Source organism: Acinetobacter sp. ANC 3929 (assembly GCF_000369405.1).
Classification (GTDB): domain Bacteria; phylum Pseudomonadota; class Gammaproteobacteria; order Pseudomonadales; family Moraxellaceae; genus Acinetobacter.
Map to the genome: position 1 here is coordinate 921,348 of NZ_KB849999.1, position 17,229 is coordinate 938,576.

Annotated in this window: 15 protein-coding genes and 4 tRNA genes; 7 read left to right on the forward strand and 12 right to left on the reverse strand. The window is 43.0% G+C overall.

From position 1 onward, the window contains the following. The first annotated feature begins 95 nt into the window (after positions 1-95). From betI to F909_RS08650, 4 genes are all read left to right on the forward strand, one after another. Positions 96-722: a transcriptional regulator BetI gene (gene betI / locus F909_RS08665; RefSeq protein WP_005151290.1), complete on the forward strand. Its 627-nt coding sequence runs from the start codon at positions 96-98 to the stop codon at positions 720-722. Beyond that, positions 715-2,187 (forward strand): betaine-aldehyde dehydrogenase, encoded by a 1,473-nt coding sequence (betB, locus tag F909_RS08660; RefSeq protein WP_005151291.1) that lies wholly within the window; start codon positions 715-717, stop codon positions 2,185-2,187. Before betI ends, betB begins: the two co-directional genes overlap by 8 nt. Positions 2,188-2,277: 90 nt before the next feature. Then, the gene (gene betA, locus F909_RS08655; protein ID WP_005151292.1) at positions 2,278-3,972 is read left to right on the forward strand and encodes a choline dehydrogenase; all 1,695 of its coding nucleotides are present in this window, start codon (positions 2,278-2,280) and stop codon (positions 3,970-3,972) included. Positions 3,973-4,038: 66 nt separating this feature from the next. Beyond that, positions 4,039-4,818, forward strand: coding sequence for a TorF family putative porin (locus tag F909_RS08650; protein ID WP_005151296.1), 780 nt, complete (start codon positions 4,039-4,041; stop codon positions 4,816-4,818). A 73-nt stretch (positions 4,819-4,891) separates the two neighbouring features. On the opposite strand, the gene F909_RS08645 is transcribed toward F909_RS08650, so the two are convergent. Next, the gene (locus F909_RS08645) at positions 4,892-6,067 is read right to left on the reverse strand and encodes a zinc-binding dehydrogenase (protein WP_005151298.1); all 1,176 of its coding nucleotides are present in this window, start codon (positions 6,065-6,067) and stop codon (positions 4,892-4,894) included. Positions 6,068-6,426: 359 nt separating this feature from the next. On the opposite strand from F909_RS08645, the gene F909_RS08640 reads away from it, so the two are divergent. The 3 genes from F909_RS08640 to F909_RS08630 all read left to right on the forward strand — a co-directional run bounded on the left by F909_RS08640 (position 6,427) and on the right by F909_RS08630 (position 9,761). Beyond that, the gene (locus F909_RS08640) at positions 6,427-7,305 is read left to right on the forward strand and encodes a phosphoribosyltransferase family protein (RefSeq protein ID WP_005151299.1); all 879 of its coding nucleotides are present in this window, start codon (positions 6,427-6,429) and stop codon (positions 7,303-7,305) included. A 24-nt stretch (positions 7,306-7,329) separates the two neighbouring features. Beyond that, positions 7,330-8,817, forward strand: a complete 1,488-nt coding sequence (locus tag F909_RS08635) for a nicotinate phosphoribosyltransferase (protein WP_005151300.1) — start codon at positions 7,330-7,332, stop codon at positions 8,815-8,817. Positions 8,818-9,005: 188 nt separating this feature from the next. Further along, a complete protein-coding gene (locus tag F909_RS08630; RefSeq protein WP_005151302.1) occupies positions 9,006-9,761 on the forward strand; it encodes an ADPR responsive transcriptional repressor NtrR in 756 nt (251 codons plus the stop codon). Between the two features lie 24 nt (positions 9,762-9,785). Here the strand turns inward: F909_RS08630 and F909_RS08625 are convergent, their stop codons facing one another. The 11 genes from F909_RS08625 to F909_RS08575 form a co-directional block, all read right to left on the reverse strand. Next, positions 9,786-11,390: a GMC family oxidoreductase gene (locus F909_RS08625; RefSeq protein ID WP_005151303.1), complete on the reverse strand. Its 1,605-nt coding sequence runs from the start codon at positions 11,388-11,390 to the stop codon at positions 9,786-9,788. A gap of 447 nt (positions 11,391-11,837) precedes the next feature. Then, a tRNA-Pro gene (locus tag F909_RS08620) sits at positions 11,838-11,914 on the reverse strand. Positions 11,915-11,918: 4 nt separating this feature from the next. Next, positions 11,919-11,994 (reverse strand) — tRNA-His (locus F909_RS08615). Between the two features lie 35 nt (positions 11,995-12,029). Continuing rightward, a tRNA-Arg gene (locus F909_RS08610) sits at positions 12,030-12,106 on the reverse strand. Positions 12,107-12,174: 68 nt separating this feature from the next. Continuing rightward, positions 12,175-12,251, reverse strand: a tRNA-Pro gene (locus F909_RS08605). Positions 12,252-12,384: 133 nt separating this feature from the next. Beyond that, the gene (nadA, locus tag F909_RS08600; protein ID WP_005151304.1) at positions 12,385-13,449 is read right to left on the reverse strand and encodes a quinolinate synthase NadA; all 1,065 of its coding nucleotides are present in this window, start codon (positions 13,447-13,449) and stop codon (positions 12,385-12,387) included. 143 nt (positions 13,450-13,592) lie between these two features. Next, on the reverse strand, positions 13,593-14,813 hold the full coding sequence (argJ, locus tag F909_RS08595; protein WP_005151305.1) for a bifunctional glutamate N-acetyltransferase/amino-acid acetyltransferase ArgJ: 1,221 nt from the start codon (positions 14,811-14,813) through the stop codon (positions 13,593-13,595). 343 nt (positions 14,814-15,156) lie between these two features. Beyond that, complete coding sequence (locus tag F909_RS08590; protein ID WP_005151306.1) at positions 15,157-15,645, reverse strand: methylated-DNA--[protein]-cysteine S-methyltransferase; 489 nt, start codon at positions 15,643-15,645, stop codon at positions 15,157-15,159. A 17-nt stretch (positions 15,646-15,662) separates the two neighbouring features. After that, complete coding sequence (locus F909_RS08585) at positions 15,663-15,980, reverse strand: DMT family transporter (protein WP_005151308.1); 318 nt, start codon at positions 15,978-15,980, stop codon at positions 15,663-15,665. A 167-nt stretch (positions 15,981-16,147) separates the two neighbouring features. Continuing rightward, a complete protein-coding gene (locus tag F909_RS08580; protein ID WP_005151310.1) occupies positions 16,148-16,693 on the reverse strand; it encodes a hypothetical protein in 546 nt (181 codons plus the stop codon). Position 16,694: 1 nt separating this feature from the next. Beyond that, on the reverse strand, positions 16,695-17,195 hold the full coding sequence (locus tag F909_RS08575; protein WP_005151312.1) for a hypothetical protein: 501 nt from the start codon (positions 17,193-17,195) through the stop codon (positions 16,695-16,697). Positions 17,196-17,229: the final 34 nt, after the last annotated feature.

A 17,229-nucleotide genomic window follows, 5' to 3' on the forward strand; every position in this document is an offset into this window, starting at 1 on the left:
CAATCAATAAAAAGTATGATAAAAAAATGTTATGATGCTCTACATCGAGAAATGTTGAATAAAAAGCACCTTGGCAGGGCTTTAAATGGATAAGCATGACAAAGCGTAGAGTAAAACCAGAGCATGTGCGACGTGAAGAGATTATTAGCGCCGCATTTTATGTAATTTCTGAAGTGGGGTTATCCAATACCACCATTGCACAAATTGCAAAAAAGGCCGAACTATCGACCGGTATTGTGAGTCACTATTTCGGTGACAAACAGGGATTAATCAATACCTGTATGCAAGAAATGCTCAACGTTTTGCGTCAAAAGACTGACCAATACAAAACCGAAGCAGATGCGCATCCAGAAAGCCAGATTAAGGCCATTATTGATTCCAACTTCGATATCAGTCAGGTCAACAAACAAGCCATGCGGGTCTGGTTAGACTTTTGGTCTGCCAGTATGCACCTTCCCGAACTTGGACGTTTACAACGAATTAATGATCAACGCCTGTATTCCAACTTGAAACATTATTTTCTGATGTTGGTCGATGATAAACAACAGGCAAGCATTGCCGCTCGCGGATTAGCGGCTTTGATTGACGGATTATGGTTACGCGGCAGTTTAAGCAGTCACGATGAGTTTGACAGCCAGCTGGCACGTTCCATTGCTTATGATTATGTAAAAACGCAAATCCAATTTGCGAACAAGCCTTTGCAGGAGAAACAGAATGAGTGATGCACAAATTCATCAATTGTATATCCACGGACGTTATGTCGCAGCGACCAGTGGCAAAACATTTAACAGTATCAATCCTGCCAACGGTGAAGTGATCGCAACACTTCAACAAGCCTCACAACAAGACATTGAAGCGGCTGTTCAAAGCGCACAACAAGGCCAGAAAATCTGGGCAGCCATGACCGCAATGGAGCGTTCACGCATTTTACGTCGTGCAGTTGATATCTTACGCGAACGTAACGATGAACTTGCCCAACTCGAAACACTCGATACAGGTAAAGCCTATAGCGAAACATCGACTGTTGATATCGTGACAGGCGCAGATGTACTCGAATACTACGCGGGTCTTGCAACCGCGATTCAAGGCGAGCAACTGCCGCTACGCGAATCAAGCTTCTTCTATACCCGTCGTGAACCCCTCGGTGTGGTCGCTGGTATCGGTGCTTGGAACTATCCAATTCAAATTGCAATGTGGAAATCAGCGCCTGCCCTAGCAGCAGGAAATGCCATGATTTTCAAACCAAGCGAAACTACGCCACTGACCGCCTTTAAACTTGCTGAAATCTATACTGAAGCGGGCCTACCAGACGGCGTATTTAACGTGGTACAAGGTGCGGGTCGTGACATTGGTCAATGGCTCACTGAACATCCAGTGATTGAAAAAATCTCGTTCACTGGTGGCGTCGAAACCGGCAAAAAAGTAATGGCTAGTGCTGCGGGTTCAACTTTGAAAGAAGTGACCATGGAGCTGGGTGGTAAATCCCCGCTCATCATTTGTGATGACGCCAACCTTGACCGTGCTGCGGATATTGCAGTCATGGCAAACTTCTTTAGCTCTGGTCAGGTGTGTACCAACGGTACCCGTGTCTTTGTACCTAAAGCCATGCTTGCTGATTTTGAAGCGGCCGTTGTAGAACGTGTGAAACGTATCCGTATCGGTGATCCAATGGCTGAGCAAACCAATTTTGGTCCACTCACCAGCTTCCCGCATATGGAAAAAGTATTGTCATTCATTGAGTCTGGCAAACAGCAAGGTGCAAAAGTACTGATCGGTGGTGGCCGTGCCACTGAAGGTGATCTTGCCAAGGGTGCTTATGTACTACCGACTGTATTCAGCAATTGCCAAGATGACATGACCATTGTGCAAGAAGAAATCTTCGGTCCAGTCATGAGCATTCTCAGCTATGAAACTGAGGAAGAAGTGATCCGTCGTGCCAATGATACCGACTTCGGCTTGGCTGCGGGTGTCGTCACCCAAGATATTACTAAAGCACATCGTATTATCCACCAACTTGAAGCAGGTATTTGCTGGATTAATACCTGGGGCGAATCTCCTGCCGAAATGCCAGTGGGTGGCTATAAACAATCAGGTGTAGGCCGAGAAAATGGCTTAACTACTTTGGGTCATTACACCCGCATTAAATCTATTCAAGTTGAGTTAGGTGAGTATCACAGCATTTTCTAATGCGCTCACCTTTCACCCTCAAAATTAATCCGATGTTCCATGCCATCTCCTGATTGCACTGGCACTCTCTAGAATACAAAAGGGATAACAATGAATACTCAAGCATATGACTACATTATCATTGGCGCAGGATCAGCCGGAAATGTACTCGCAACACGTCTGACTGAAGATAAAGACGTGACTGTTTTATTATTGGAAGCTGGTGGCCCAGACTACCGTTTAGATTTCCGCACCCAAATGCCAGCCGCATTAGCATTCCCGTTACAAGGTCGTCGCTACAACTGGGCTTATGAAACCGATCCTGAGCCACACATGAACAATCGCCGTATGGAATGCGGTCGTGGTAAAGGCCTAGGTGGTTCTTCACTGATTAATGGGATGTGTTACATCCGTGGTAATGCCATGGATCTAGACCAATGGGCGACCATGAAAGGTCTAGAAGACTGGACTTATGCAGACTGTTTACCTTATTACAAAAAAGCCGAAACGCGGGATATTGGTGGCAATGACTATCATGGCGATAAAGGCCCTGTTTCAGTGGCAACGCCTAAAAATGGCAATAATGTGCTGTTCCACGCCATGGTTGAAGCAGGCGTACAGGCAGGTTACCCACGTACAGACGACTTAAACGGTTATCAACAGGAAGGTTTCGGTCCAATGGATCGTACCGTCACCCCAAATGGTCGTCGTTCAAGTACAGCTCGTGGTTATCTCGATATGGCTAAAGGCCGTCCAAATTTAACCATCATCACGCATGCCACCACCAACCGCATCCTGTTCAATCAAAAACAGGCTGTGGGTGTGGAATATATTATTGGTGCAGACAAAGCCAATATGAAACAGGCACAGGCCAAACGTGAAGTCTTGCTTTGTGCAGGTGCAATTGCATCACCACAAATCCTGCAACGTTCAGGCGTGGGTGAAAGTAATTTCCTGAAATCAATGGACATTGATGTGGTTCATGATTTACCGGGTGTCGGTGAAAACCTGCAAGACCATTTAGAAATGTATTTGCAATATCAATGTAAGCAACCCGTTTCACTTTACCCTGCATTGCAATGGTATAACCAACCTGCGATCGGTGCGGAATGGTTATTCAACGGTACTGGCGTTGGCGCAAGTAACCAGTTCGAAGCGGGTGGTTTTATCCGTAGTTCGGAAGAATTTGACTGGCCGAATATCCAGTACCACTTCCTACCTGTCGCGATTAACTACAACGGTAGTAATGCGGTGAAAGAACACGGTTTCCAAGCCCATGTCGGTTCAATGCGTTCACCATCACGCGGTCGCATCAAGCTGAAATCAAAAGATCCGTTTGAGCATCCAAGTATTCTGTTCAACTACATGTCAACCGAACAGGACTGGCGTGAGTTCCGTGATGCCATCCGTATCACCCGTGAGATCATGGCGCAGCCTGCACTTGATCCGTATCGTGGGGAAGAAATCAGCCCAGGTAAACATATCCAGACTGATGCTGAACTGGATGAATTCGTCCGTACACATGCCGAAACAGCCTTCCACCCATCATGTAGCTGTAAGATGGGTGAAGATGATATGGCAGTGGTCGATGGTCAAGGTCGAGTCCATGGCGTACAAGGCTTACGTGTGGTCGATGCCTCAATCATGCCCCTCATCATTACAGGTAACTTGAATGCCACCACCATTATGATCGCAGAAAAAATTGCCGATCAAATCCGTGGACAAAAGCTGCCACGTTCTGAAGCAGGTTATTACAAAGCGGGTACAGCACCTGTACGACAAGCTCCCCTTCGTCCAATACTGTAAAGCGCACGATGTACATGTGACAGCTGAAGTTTAGCTTCGGCTGTCACTTTGCTCAGGGAATATAGAATGAAAAAATTATTATTGATCGCACCTTTAGCTTTTTATTTTCAAAGCACTCACGCGACCGAAACCACCTCCCCCTACTCGGCCAATGTTACCGCTGCCAGCCAATACGTTTCACGCGGTTTTCAACAAACCTGGGGTAAACCTGCCTTACAAGGTGGGTTGGATTATAACCACAGCAGCGGTTTTTATGCCGGCACATGGGCATCGACGGTGAGTGATCATTTTATTCGTGACGCTTCTGTGGAATGGGATGTGTATACAGGCTATAGCCGTAGTTTTGGTGATTGGACTGTCGGTACCAAAGTGGCCTATTACTTTTATCCAGGTGCAAAAACCACCGCTGACACAGGCAACACCCGTTTTGATTATGGTGAAATTATCCCAGAAATCAGTTACGGTCCGTTAAGCGTTAAATATGCCATTACTTATACCCAAGACTATTTTGGCAATAATTCCGATACTCTAGGCATGGGAAATAACAAACATTCTCGCGGCTCAGGTTATCTGGATGTGAACTGGTATCAACCGATCACACAAGGCTGGTCAGTCAATGCACACTATGGCAATCAGCGCATCAAAAACTTTTCAGCAGCCAGTTTTCAAGATGCCAGTTTTTCGGTCAATAAAGAGCTGCCATATAACTTATCGAGTAGCTTGACCTATAGCAAAGCATGGGATAAAGACGGTTTTTATCAACAATACAGCAATGGCAATCCCAACGCCAAAGTCTCTAATCCAATTGATTCAACCCTCACTTTTTCACTGACCAAAACCTTTTAATCAGATCAATGTACATCGAATTCCAATAAAAAAAGCCGCTTTGGATAGAAGCGGCTTTTTAATATTTTAGAATTTAGGACTTAATCAGTTCAATGCTAGAGCCTGCACGTTTTGGATCAATCAAAATTTTGGCATGTTGCTCTGGATCACGCAAAGCATCAAAAGCATTATTCACGCCTTCCAAACCAACTACACCCGTGATCAATGGCGAACAGTCCACTTTACCTTCTGCAATCATATGTAGGGTGTCACGGAATTCAAGCGGTGTATACCCCAATACATATTGGATTTCCAATTCCTTATTAATCGCCAATGCAGGTTCGATCTTGTCACTTTGCATGCAAACACCAACCCCCACAATACGTGAGAACAACGGTGCACCTTCCAAAATCTGCTGCATGATACCTGCCACACCCACGCACTCAAAAATCACTGGACGTTTTGGCAATAACCCGAGTTTATCCCCGACACGCATGGCATTGACCCACGGTAATGAGTAGGTTTGAACCTTATCAAAAAGCCCCATTCCCATATTAATGGCTTCAGAGACATTGCCCAGTAAGCCCAGCTCTTTCCAGTTGCTAAATGGAGATTGCTGTTTAGGATCAATCAATATATCTGCACCACATTGTTCAGCTAAGCGACGGCGGTTTGGTGAAAAATCACTGGCAACTACAGTTTTAACCCCCGCTGCTTTGAGCATAATAATCACGCCCAAACCAACTGGGCCACATCCAATCACGATTGCAGGCTCATTTTTCTTGATTCTGCTACGACGTACTGCATGTAAAGCAACAGCCATTGGCTCAGTCAACGCTGCACTATCTGCGTCTAAACCATTCGGCACTTCAAACATTAGGCTGGATTGCACCAAGACTTGTTCTGCATAGCCTCCTGAAGCACTGGGTGACAGTCCTGTTGGCGCATAGCCTTGAGATTCAACATTTAATAATGGCATGGCACAAACTAAAGTATCTGCTTTCAATTTACGGCGTGTTTTTGGACCATAATCTAAGACTTTGCCACAGAACTCATGGCCGAAAACTAATTTATCAGAGGATTTGGCAACCCCATTAAACCCGACTCGTGCTGCCAGATCATGCATATGATCACAGTGATGCTGCATATGTAAATCTGAACCACAAATCCCGCAACGTACGACTTCAAGTAATACTTGTCCTTTTGCAGGAATCAATTGAAGACTATCTTCCAGTTTCAACTCAGCGTTCTGACAAACCAGTGCTTTCATAGGAGCATTCCTTTTTTGTTTTATTCAAATTGTTCACTCTCAGCACTTTTATCAGCTGGAATATCAAGTAAACAACACATGACTCAATCCTGACAAGGATAATTGTCAAAAACTATGACCTAAACATCAATATATCGAAGTAATAAAGTCAGCAGATGATGTCCCCCTCTTTAAGATAGCCCAACTGATTCAAAAAAGTTTAAAAATTATTCTTTTTGAACATCAAATAGATGAATTAATTTCTCTGAAATACAGCGCTGTTTTTATCAAAATGATTATTTTTAATACTTGCATTTAATAGTGGCATTATGACAATATATATTTAATGGCTTTATGCCACTATAAGAGAAAAGTAAAACATGACGATTCAGCTTACAACAACTCAAGCGAATGTTCCCATCGAGTTTTTGCAGTTTTCAGGTGGTGAACGTCATATTCAACTGCAACCTGAGTTATTGAATCAATTAGCAGCTAGCACCAAGGTCAAAGCCTCACTACATAACAGTGCAGATGTAATGGATTATCTCTTACTGGAAAATGTGTTACTGGAACAAGGCACTCACCTCTCGGTAGAAATCCCTTATTTTCCATATGCACGTCAAGACCGTATCTGTGCGCCTGGTCAGGCCTTCTCACTGGATCTGATGACCAAATTATTGAATAGCAATACCGAGAAATTTGCAGGTCAACGTCAAAAAATTGTGGTGTGGGATTGTCATAGTCCAATAACCCTTGAACTGTTAGCTAAAAATACGTGCTTCCAAGAAGTAATTAATATTGAACCGATCGAGATTATCAAGCAAAGCACAGCACTGATGCAGATTTTAACTGCTGACAATACAGTGTTGATCTGCCCCGATGTAGGTGCAACACAACGTACCCAAGCAATTGCCAATGGTATTAATCAGCAACGCCAACAGGCCATTGAAGTGATTCACTGTGAAAAAAAACGTGATCCAAGCACTGGAAAAATTAGAACAGCAGCAGTGGATAGCCCTGATTTAACAGGAAAAACAGCAGTGATCACCGATGATATTTGTGACGGTGGTGCAACCTTTATTGGCATTGCCAAGCAACTGCGCAGCCTAAACTGCCAAAACATTATTTTGTACGTCACGCATGGCATTTTTAGCAAAGGTCTAGCCGTATTTGATGGACTAGTCGATCAGCTTTTTACCAGCAATAGCCTGCCACAAGCAACACCAACAAAACTTAATATCATCAATTTTCAAAATTAAGATTTAAAACAGGAGGCTTATAAAATGAGTATTAAAATCAACCCACTCAATGCAATTGATTTCTACAAAGCAGACCACCGTCGCCAGTATCCAATGGGAACCGAGTACGTCTACGCCAACTTTACGCCTCGCTCATCACGTTTAGCCAAAATGTTACCTGATTTTGATGACAAGATTGTATTTTTTGGTTTGCAGGGCTTTATTAAGCACTTTCTGATTGAAACATGGAATGAAGGCTTTTTTAAACAACCCAAAGCCAAAATGGTCGCAGCCTATAAACGTCGTATGGACAATGCTTTGGGTGAAGGTGCAGTGCCTATCGAGCACATCGAAGCCTTACATGATTTGGGTTATCTCCCTTTAAAAATTAAAGCCTTAGAAGAAGGTAGCCGAGTTAATATCAAAGTACCAGTATTGACTATTATCAATACTGATCCGAATTTCTTTTGGTTAACTAACTATATCGAAACTGTGCTCAGTGCTGAATTGTGGAAAAGTTGTACCACTGCAAGCATTGCATATGAATACAAACGCTTATTGACACAATATGCAGAAAAAACAGGTGCGCCTTTAGACTTTATTCCCGTTCAAGGCCATGATTTTAGTAGCCGTGGTATGAGTGGCATCTATGATGCAGCCCAATCGGGCGTAGGTCACTTAACCAGTTTTATTGGTACAGATTCAGTCGCTTCAATCGACTATGCAGAAGACTATTACAATGCCACAGGTGTAGTTGGCGTTTCAGTACCAGCAACAGAGCACAGTGTGATGTGTATGGGCAGTGAAGAAAGTGAAATCGAGACTTTTAGACGCCTGATCTGCGAACTGTATCCTGCAGGTGTAGTCAGTATCGTGTCCGATACTTGGGATTTCTGGCGTGTCATCACCGAGTTTAGTGTGGAATTAAAAGCGCAGATTCTAAAACGCCAACCAAATGCGCTCGGACTTGCCAAAGTGGTGTTCCGTCCCGACTCAGGTGATCCTGTCAAAATTATCTGCGGTGATCCTGATGCAGCGATCGATAGCCCTGCTTATAAAGGTGCAGTGCAATGTTTATGGGAGATTTTTGGTGGTACAGAAACAACTCAAGGCTATAAAATACTAAATGAACGGGTCGGTTTGATCTATGGTGACTCGATTACCCTAGAACGCGCCCAAAACATCTTAAAAGGTTTGGAAGCCAAAGGCTTTGCCTCTAATAATTTGGTCTTTGGAATCGGTAGTTATACGTATAACTATTTGACTCGTGATAGCTTTGGTTTTGCAGTGAAAGCAACGTGGGGACAGGTCAATGGTGTAGGCCGTGAGCTGTTTAAAGACCCTGCAACAGATTCAGGCATTAAAAAATCAGCTAAAGGTCTATTACGGGTAGAGCAAACTGAGAATGGCTTCGAACTATTTGATCAACAAAGCTTTGAACAGGAGAAAATGGGCGCACTGCAAACTGTATTTGAAAATGGTCAATTGTTAAGAGAATGCTCGCTTGATCAAATTCGGGAGAGATTGGTCTAAAACGACATTAAGGTCACTCATTTCAAATTTGAAGTTTATCTAATTTACAGCATAACATGCGGCATGGATGCCGCTGATTTAACGGTTATGCCGAAAAAAGATAAACTCGTTTGTCCGCTTATAAACAGTTCATTCAAATATATAAAAAATCTTTATACTTGATTCACTCATCCATGAGATAACTCCAAATGACCTATACTTCCGAACAGGAATATCTTGCTCACTATCAAAAAACAGACTATGACTCCCCACTGTTTACTGTTGATATGGCCATTTTTTCTGTGGCAAAAAGTCAATTACAGGTCTTAATGATTCAACGCTCCAACTTTCCCGAAAAAGGCAAATGGGCACTCCCTGGTGGCTTTGTCGATTTAAAGACTGATCCAAACTTAATGGCAACAGCGCACCGTAAACTGCTTGAAAAAACAGGGATTCACTCACCTTACTTAGAGCAAGTCGAAACCATCGGTGGTCAGCATCGTGATCCACGCGGCTGGTCAATTACGGCCTTATATTTTGCCCTAATTGATTTTGACAAATTTGAAATTCAAACCAGTAACACCACTGAACACAGTCAATGGCTTCCTATCGATCAAGCATTACAACTGGATTTAGCCTTTGATCATAAACAGCTACTACAAGTGGCTTTTGAGCGTCTTGGCAATAAAACTCGCTATACTGCCTTACCTGCCAGCCTTATGCCTGAGCTTTTTACCCTGACTGAATTACAAACGATTTATGAAATTATTTTAGGCCATACATTAGAAAAAAAATCATTTAGACGGCGTATACAGGAAGCAGGTGCAGTTGAAGAAACAGGACAGCAAAAAATTGTGGGCAAGCGCCCTGCTCAATTATTCCGCTATGCCCTCAAAGATTATAATTTTACCTTCCCTCGCATGCTCGAAACGCCACGCAATATAGCTAAAAATGAAAAGAGCTAAGGCAAATACCTTAGCTCTAATAACTTATTTCCAAGTTTGGCGAATCATATCCACGGCTTTTTCAGCAATCATAATCGCAGGCGCATTGGTATTACCATTAACAACTGTTGGCATAATCGACGCATCCACCACTCGCAGCCCCTCCACACCATAGACTTTCAGTTCTGGATCGACTACGGCCATCTCATCCACACCCATTTTACAACTACCCACTGGATGATAAACCGTATCGACACGTTGACGTAAAATCTCACGAATTTCATCATCAGATTGAACATTAGCAGTAAACATGTCCTCTTTAATCTTTTCACTTAAAGCAGGCGCCTGCATCAATTTTTGTGTGACTTTATAACCATCAACCATATCTTGAAGATCTTGCTCATCCTCAAGGAATTTAAAGTCGATTAATAATGGGTCCGTCGGATTTTTACCACTTAACTTCACTGAACCACGCGCACGCGGATTCAACAGACAAACATGACATGAAATACCATGACCGACATGCATGGTTCGAGCATGATTGTCTACCACAGCGATCACAAAGTGTAATTGTAGGTTAGGTTTATCCAACTCTGGGCGACTTTTTAAGAAACCACCACATTCTGCATAATTGGTCGTAATCAAACCACGACGCTCTTTACGATAACGTCCAATTTGCTTCACTAAATCGAAGCTCCCTCCCACTGAAACCCCAAAAGTTCCATCCATCTGCTTGGTCTTGTAAGCAAAAATAAAGTCAGGATGGTCATGCAGGTTCTCACCAACGCCCGTTAAATCTTTAACGACAGGAATGTCATGTTTCTCTAATTCTTGGCGAGGTCCAATCCCTGACAGCATCAACACTTGTGGAGACTGGAAAGCACCAGCAGATAAAAGCACTTCTTTATTGGCACGAATAATCGTTGTCTGACCTTTATGCTTATATTCGACTCCAACAGCACGGCCATTTTCAATCACAATACGAGAAACCATTGCCTGCGTGATGACATGTAGATTCGAACGAGTTCCTAAATATGGGAATAAATAACCTCGTGCAGCACTCCATCGCTCACCATTTTTTTGAGTAACCTGATAAACCCCAAGCCCCTCTTGTTCAACCCCATTAAAATCATCATTTAGTGGATAACCGACTTGCTTTGCCGCCTCAATAAAGGTCTTTTGATAAGGATTATCCGAACGCAACTCTCCAACATTTAGTGGCCCATGCTGACCATGATATTCATTGCGAATACGTTCGTTATGCTCAGATTTTATGAAATAGGGCAATACATCTTGATAAGACCAACCTGTATTTCCCAATGCTGCCCAATGGTCATAGTCACTCTGGTGACCACGGATATAGACCATCGCATTAACAGCAGAGCTTCCCCCTAAACATTTGCCACGCGGTTGATAACCCTTACGGCCATTTAAGCCTTTTTGTGGAATAGTTTCTAAAGCCCAGTTGTTAATTTTAGTTGGGATACTGATCACTGCCGCAGCTGGGGTATTAACCAACCAACTGTTCCCATCACCACCTGCTTCTAATAAACATACGGAAATATTTGGATTTTCAGATAATCGCCCAGCCAGTACCGAACCTGCCGAACCACCACCAATAATTACAAAATCAAAAGCTGTTTCTGTCATCTCTATACTCTGTTTTTTCTTTTTAAAAAGTGGAAGCATTATGCCGAACACCACGTTTAGATACTGTTGTAATTGTCTAACCAATTCATATCAATAAAAGCAACTTAACGGGATCATCATCAAAGCGCAATAGCCAAATCAAGCAAGCTAATTGCGATAAATCATCAATTTCATTGAAACTTAACAGCTAGCTTTTTCTTCTAATTTCTTAGTTTTAGATATTTGATTGGTAGTTAATCCGTTTTGTACCAGGAAAATAATTTTAAACAGATGAAAACCATAAATATAATCGTGATAAATAGGCATTAGCAGAAGCATTGTCCAAACATTTATAATTTTTGAAATTTTAAATCTAACGCTTTATAAATATCATGTTAATTGAATATAAAAATCCAGACGTAAAAAAACCGCTAATCTAGCGGTTTCTTATCTCATCTTTTAAGATGATGGTCGGAGCAGTAGGATTCGAACCTACGACCCCCTGGTCCCAAACCAGGTGCACTACCAGGCTGTGCTATGCTCCGAAATTGGGGTGAATGACGGGATTCGAACCCGCGACAACCGGAATCACAATCCGGGGCTCTACCAACTGAGCTACATCCACCATCAAACTTTGATTCTATATACCAAGCTGCCAAATGGCGCGCCTGACAGGATTCGAACCTGTGACCATCCGCTTAGAAGGCGGATGCTCTATCCAACTGAGCTACAGGCGCATAACGATGATAATACTATCACGATACTTCGCCGATATTTAAAACTATGTTTTTCAACACATTTTAAATGGTCGGAGCAGTAGGATTCGAACCTACGACCCCCTGGTCCCAAACCAGGTGCACTACCAGGCTGTGCTATGCTCCGATTTCTTTTCAGCTTTTAGTGTATCGCACATCGTGCGGTACGGTGTGCATTCTAGGCTTGACGTTGCATCACGTCAACACCTAGTTTAAAAAAAAATGACTTTTCCTTATCAAATGTATATTTAACAAGCACTTTAGCGCTTTAGCGAGGCACTAAAGTTCAACATTCGATCTAAAGGTAATTTCGCTCGTTCAGCTAGTGCAGGGTCAACGTGTATTTCTTGATCGGCATGTTGCAATACATGCAAAATTCCATCAAGTTCGTTCATTGCCATCCACGGACAATGTGCACATGAACGACATGTTGCTCCCTCGCCTGCAGTTGGTGCTTCAAATAATTCTTTATCTGGGGCTGCTTGCTGCATTTTATAGAAAATGCCACGATCGGTTGCCACGATCATTTGCTTATGCGGTAAAGTTTGTGCTGCTTTAATCAATTGCGAAGTACTACCAACAGCATCGGCAATATCCACTACCGATTCAGGTGATTCAGGATGTACCAAAACGGCTGCATCTGGATAAAGTGCTTTCATCTGCGCAATACCGCGGGCGCGGAACTCTTCATGAACGATACATGCACCATCCCACAACAGCATTTCAGCACCTGTCTTCTTTTGAATATAACGGCCTAAATGCTGGTCTGGTGCCCAAATAATTTTTTCACCCAAACTGTCTAAGTGCTCAATGATTTCCACCGCACAGCTTGACGTTACCACCCAATCAGCACGTGCTTTCACCGCAGCAGAAGTATTGGCGTAGACCACCACGGTATGATCTGGATGTTGATCGCAGAATGCACTGAACTCATCCACTGGACAGCCCAAGTCAAGCGAACAGGTTGCTTCCAATGTTGGCATCAATACTGTTTTTTCAGGTGATAAGATTTTTGAGGTCTCCCCCATAAACTTCACACCAGCCACTACCAATGTCGTTGCAGGATGATCTCGACCAAAACGCGCCATTTCCAATGAATCAGAAACACAACCACCTGTCAGTTCAGCAAGCTCTTGCACGTCAGGATCACAGTAATAGTGCGCTACAAGCACAGCATTGCGTTTTTTCAGCTCTGCTGCAATTTGGGCGAACTTCTCTTGTTTCACTTCTGGGCTAAGACTGTTGTCCTTAGGCTCACCCAAACGATCTAAATGCGTCTGCACAATATTTTTGGCTTCGTTCGCAATTAAATTCGCATTATTCATAAAACGTCTTCTCTATCCTGCGTGCTTGCATCACTGCAAACTTTTAACGTGGGTAAGGGGGTGATCATTTGAGATAAATCACCTCGTCCACAAACCAGCTTATAAAAAAAGCCCCACTGTGGAGGCTTTATTATAACGCAAATTTATGAGCGATAATCGGCATTAATTTTGACATAGTCGTAAGAAAAATCACAGGTATAAACCGTGTCTTTTGCCGTACCGCGACCAAGGTCAATACGAATGGTAATTTCCTTCTCTGCCATCACTGCTGCACCTGCTTCTTCGGTATAGTCAGGGTTTGCACCACCATCCAAGCAGATTTGTACAGCACCGAGCCAGACTTGAACCTTGCTACTATCTAGTTTTGGTACACCCGCCTTGCCAATCGCCATCACAATACGCCCCCAATTTGGATCAGAAGCAAATAATGCGGTTTTAATGAGTGGCGACTCAGCAACACTATAGGCAACATCACAACATTCTTGCGTATTTGCCCCACCCTCAACCTGTACAGTAATGAATTTAGTAGCACCTTCACCATCACGTACAATCAATTGCGCCAGATGATTCATAATGCGAGCAAGGACATCAAGCACTTGCTGATAACGTACATCATCTTGGCTCTGGATTTCAGCACCACCCGCTAAGCCTGTCGCCACAAAGATACAAGAGTCATTGGTCGATGTATCACCATCAATGGTGATGCGGTTAAAGGAATGCTCAACTGTAGTTTGCAATAGCTGTTGCACCAGTTCGCGGCTAATCGGTGCATCAGTTGCAACGAAGCTGAGCATGGTCGCCATGTTCGGGCGAATCATACCTGCACCTTTACTAATACCTGTCATGGTATAAGTTACACCATCCAGCTCAAACTGTTCAGAAGCACCTTTCGGGGTCGTGTCTGTGGTCATGATTCCTGATGCTGCATCCGCCCAACGATCAGTATTTAAATCATTTAATGCGGGTTGAATGCCTTGCAATAAACGTTCAATCGGCAATTGTTCACCAATCACGCCGGTTGAAAATGGCAAAATCTGATTGGCTTGTACACCCGCTAACTCTGCTAACTTTGCACAGGTACTTTCTGCATTTTTATAACCAACTGTACCTGTTGCAGCATTGGCATTACCAGTATTGATGATCAGGTAACGAGGGGTATTTTCTGCTAAATGCTTTTTACTCAATTGAACAGGCGCAGCCGCAAAAGCGCTTTGGGTAAATACCCCAGCAACCTTTGATCCTTCAGCAAATTCAAAAATGACTAGATCTCGTCGATTTGGATAACGTACATACGCCTCAGTTGAGCCAATTTTTACACCCTGCACCACATGCATAAGTGGCATTGTTACGTCACCAACAGCCATTTTTAAACTTCCATTCAATTTGTTATGAAAAAGAAAATGAATACTATATATGAGACTCGGAAAGGTCAGCTACAACCTGCGTGGTATTTGTAATATCCCGTTTCTGCGATAGATAAAACAAATGCAACAAGTGAACAGGTTTTGTAGATGACAATGCCTTTGGTTACTTTGGGCGAAACCAAAGTAACTCGAACCGAAGGTTATTCCTAATATTGGATTACACTAAGCAAGACACCGCCTCGCGAATAACTGAGTTAAGGTTCAAGTCATAAAATATGTCGATTCATATCTGTTAAGTAGCTTATTCCAAAAAGAAATGAAAATCGAGTATTAACACTACGGATTATGGAATTTGGCTTTGCTCTAAACTGAGTAAAATCTGCTTCTTATCCAGCCCCCCCGCAAAACCCACCAGCGCCCCACTCGACCCAATCACCCGATGACACGGCGCAATAATCGAAATCGGATTCTTACCATTGGCTGCCCCAACTGCACGTACCGCTTTTTCATTACCTAGCTGTACTGCAATCTCTTTATAACTGCGTGTTTCCCCATAAGGAATAGTCAATAATGCTTGCCAGACTTGTTGTTGAAATGCAGTGCCTTGAAAATCAAGTGGTAAATCGAATTGCTGACGTTGTCCTGCAAAATATTGTTCTAATTGTTGTTTGACTTGATGCAGCATTGGATGCTGACGATCTTCGACTAATTCAGAGAGTCGTACCCGTTTATGGTCTTCATTGTCCCACATCACGGCAACAAGTGCCTGATCATGAGCAACCAGTTTTAATGTACCTACAGGGGAGCCCATATACATATATACCAGTTGCATCATTCTCTCCTCAATCCTTAATTTGATGATAGCTTCATCAATACAAGACCTGAAACAATTAATACGGCTGCAATCATTCGCATAGCCGTCATCGGTTCATTTAAGATCAAAATACCAATAACAAATGATCCAATTGCCCCAATTCCAGTCCAAATCGTATATGCCGTTCCCAGTGGTAAAGTCCGCATCGATATCGAAAGTAATACCACACTTAAAATCATGAAAACAATGGTCACGATACTTGGCGTTAACTTGGTAAATCCGTCGGACAACTTCATTGAATATGCCCAAATAACTTCAAAAATACCTGCCAAAATTAAAATTGCCCATGCCATTTTATTACGCTCAACTTTATCGAGTGTCGGGTCGTCCCAACGTGATTCTTTCGAGGGAGGTCGTCCTCCTAGGTGCAGTAGTGTACTGTGGAATTTTAAAAAATGTGATGTGTTCTGTATCTAAATTGACTCAGCTTTTGAAAAAAGAAATTCTTTATTTGGGTCCGCTACTGCCAGATAATCTGATCCACTCGCATCAACTCACAGGCTCCATTGCCTGTATCTTCTCGAGATAAAGAGCTTTTCCAACGCCAACCATCTTTGGCCTGAATTTCAATCAAAGTGCCTTTTAAATAGACGAGATCATCTGTTTTAATTTTCTTCATTTGTGCTGCGATTGTTGTATTTGCAGGAACGAGATGCATATTTGCACTCTGCGTTGCAATCTGTCGAAGTGGGATCGGTGGTTCATGGTCGATAGACCAATGATACCAACGGTTACTTTGAGAAATATCAATCTGCTTGTAGATTTGAGGGTTGGCCATTTCGCCCCAACCGACCGCAATATCCATAGGCGAAAATTCAGCTTCACGCCCTAAGTTATAGTCTTCTCTTGAAAGTACCCGAAATGAGCCTTCGTAGTTTTCCAGTGCCACCACCTGTATTCCCTGCTGCGTGGTTAGCTGAGTAATGTCTGGTGCAGGCTTAATGATTTTAGTCCACAGCAACCACCCTACTGCAATCACCAGCAAGCCATACATCCATCTTGGCATGTTACTTATCCTGTTTATTTTGTACGGCTTTTATCCATTGCCTAAATCGCGCTAAAGCAGCTGAAAAAAACTGCTGAATCAGGCTGAATATATTTTCATTCTGCTGCTGATATTTGCTTTGAGGTGCTTCTTGTTGCACTGTTGCAAGTTCCAAAGGTTCATAATGAGGCATGGTTTGCTGTAATTCCGCACCAAGATTCAAACGCTGTAATGCTGCCGTGACTTCGGAAACAGGCTCTTGATGATAGAGTGCTAAATGTCGTGCCTCTAAATCAATACAGTGCTCAATCAATAGGTCTGAGAAAGGGAGTAAGGCTTTTCTAACACGCTGCGCTTCTACAGAGCTGCTCATATGTGGAATATAATAAAAACTTACATGCATACTGCCATCAGCAGGAATCAGTTCAAGTTGCGATAATGATGATCTCTGCGTTTTTTCTTTCAGATGGGCGTGCGAATTTGTTTTATCTGTTATTGGGTTCTGTTGTTGTTCTAAAGCCATTTATGCACCATGAATGACTCAAAAAAGATACTGT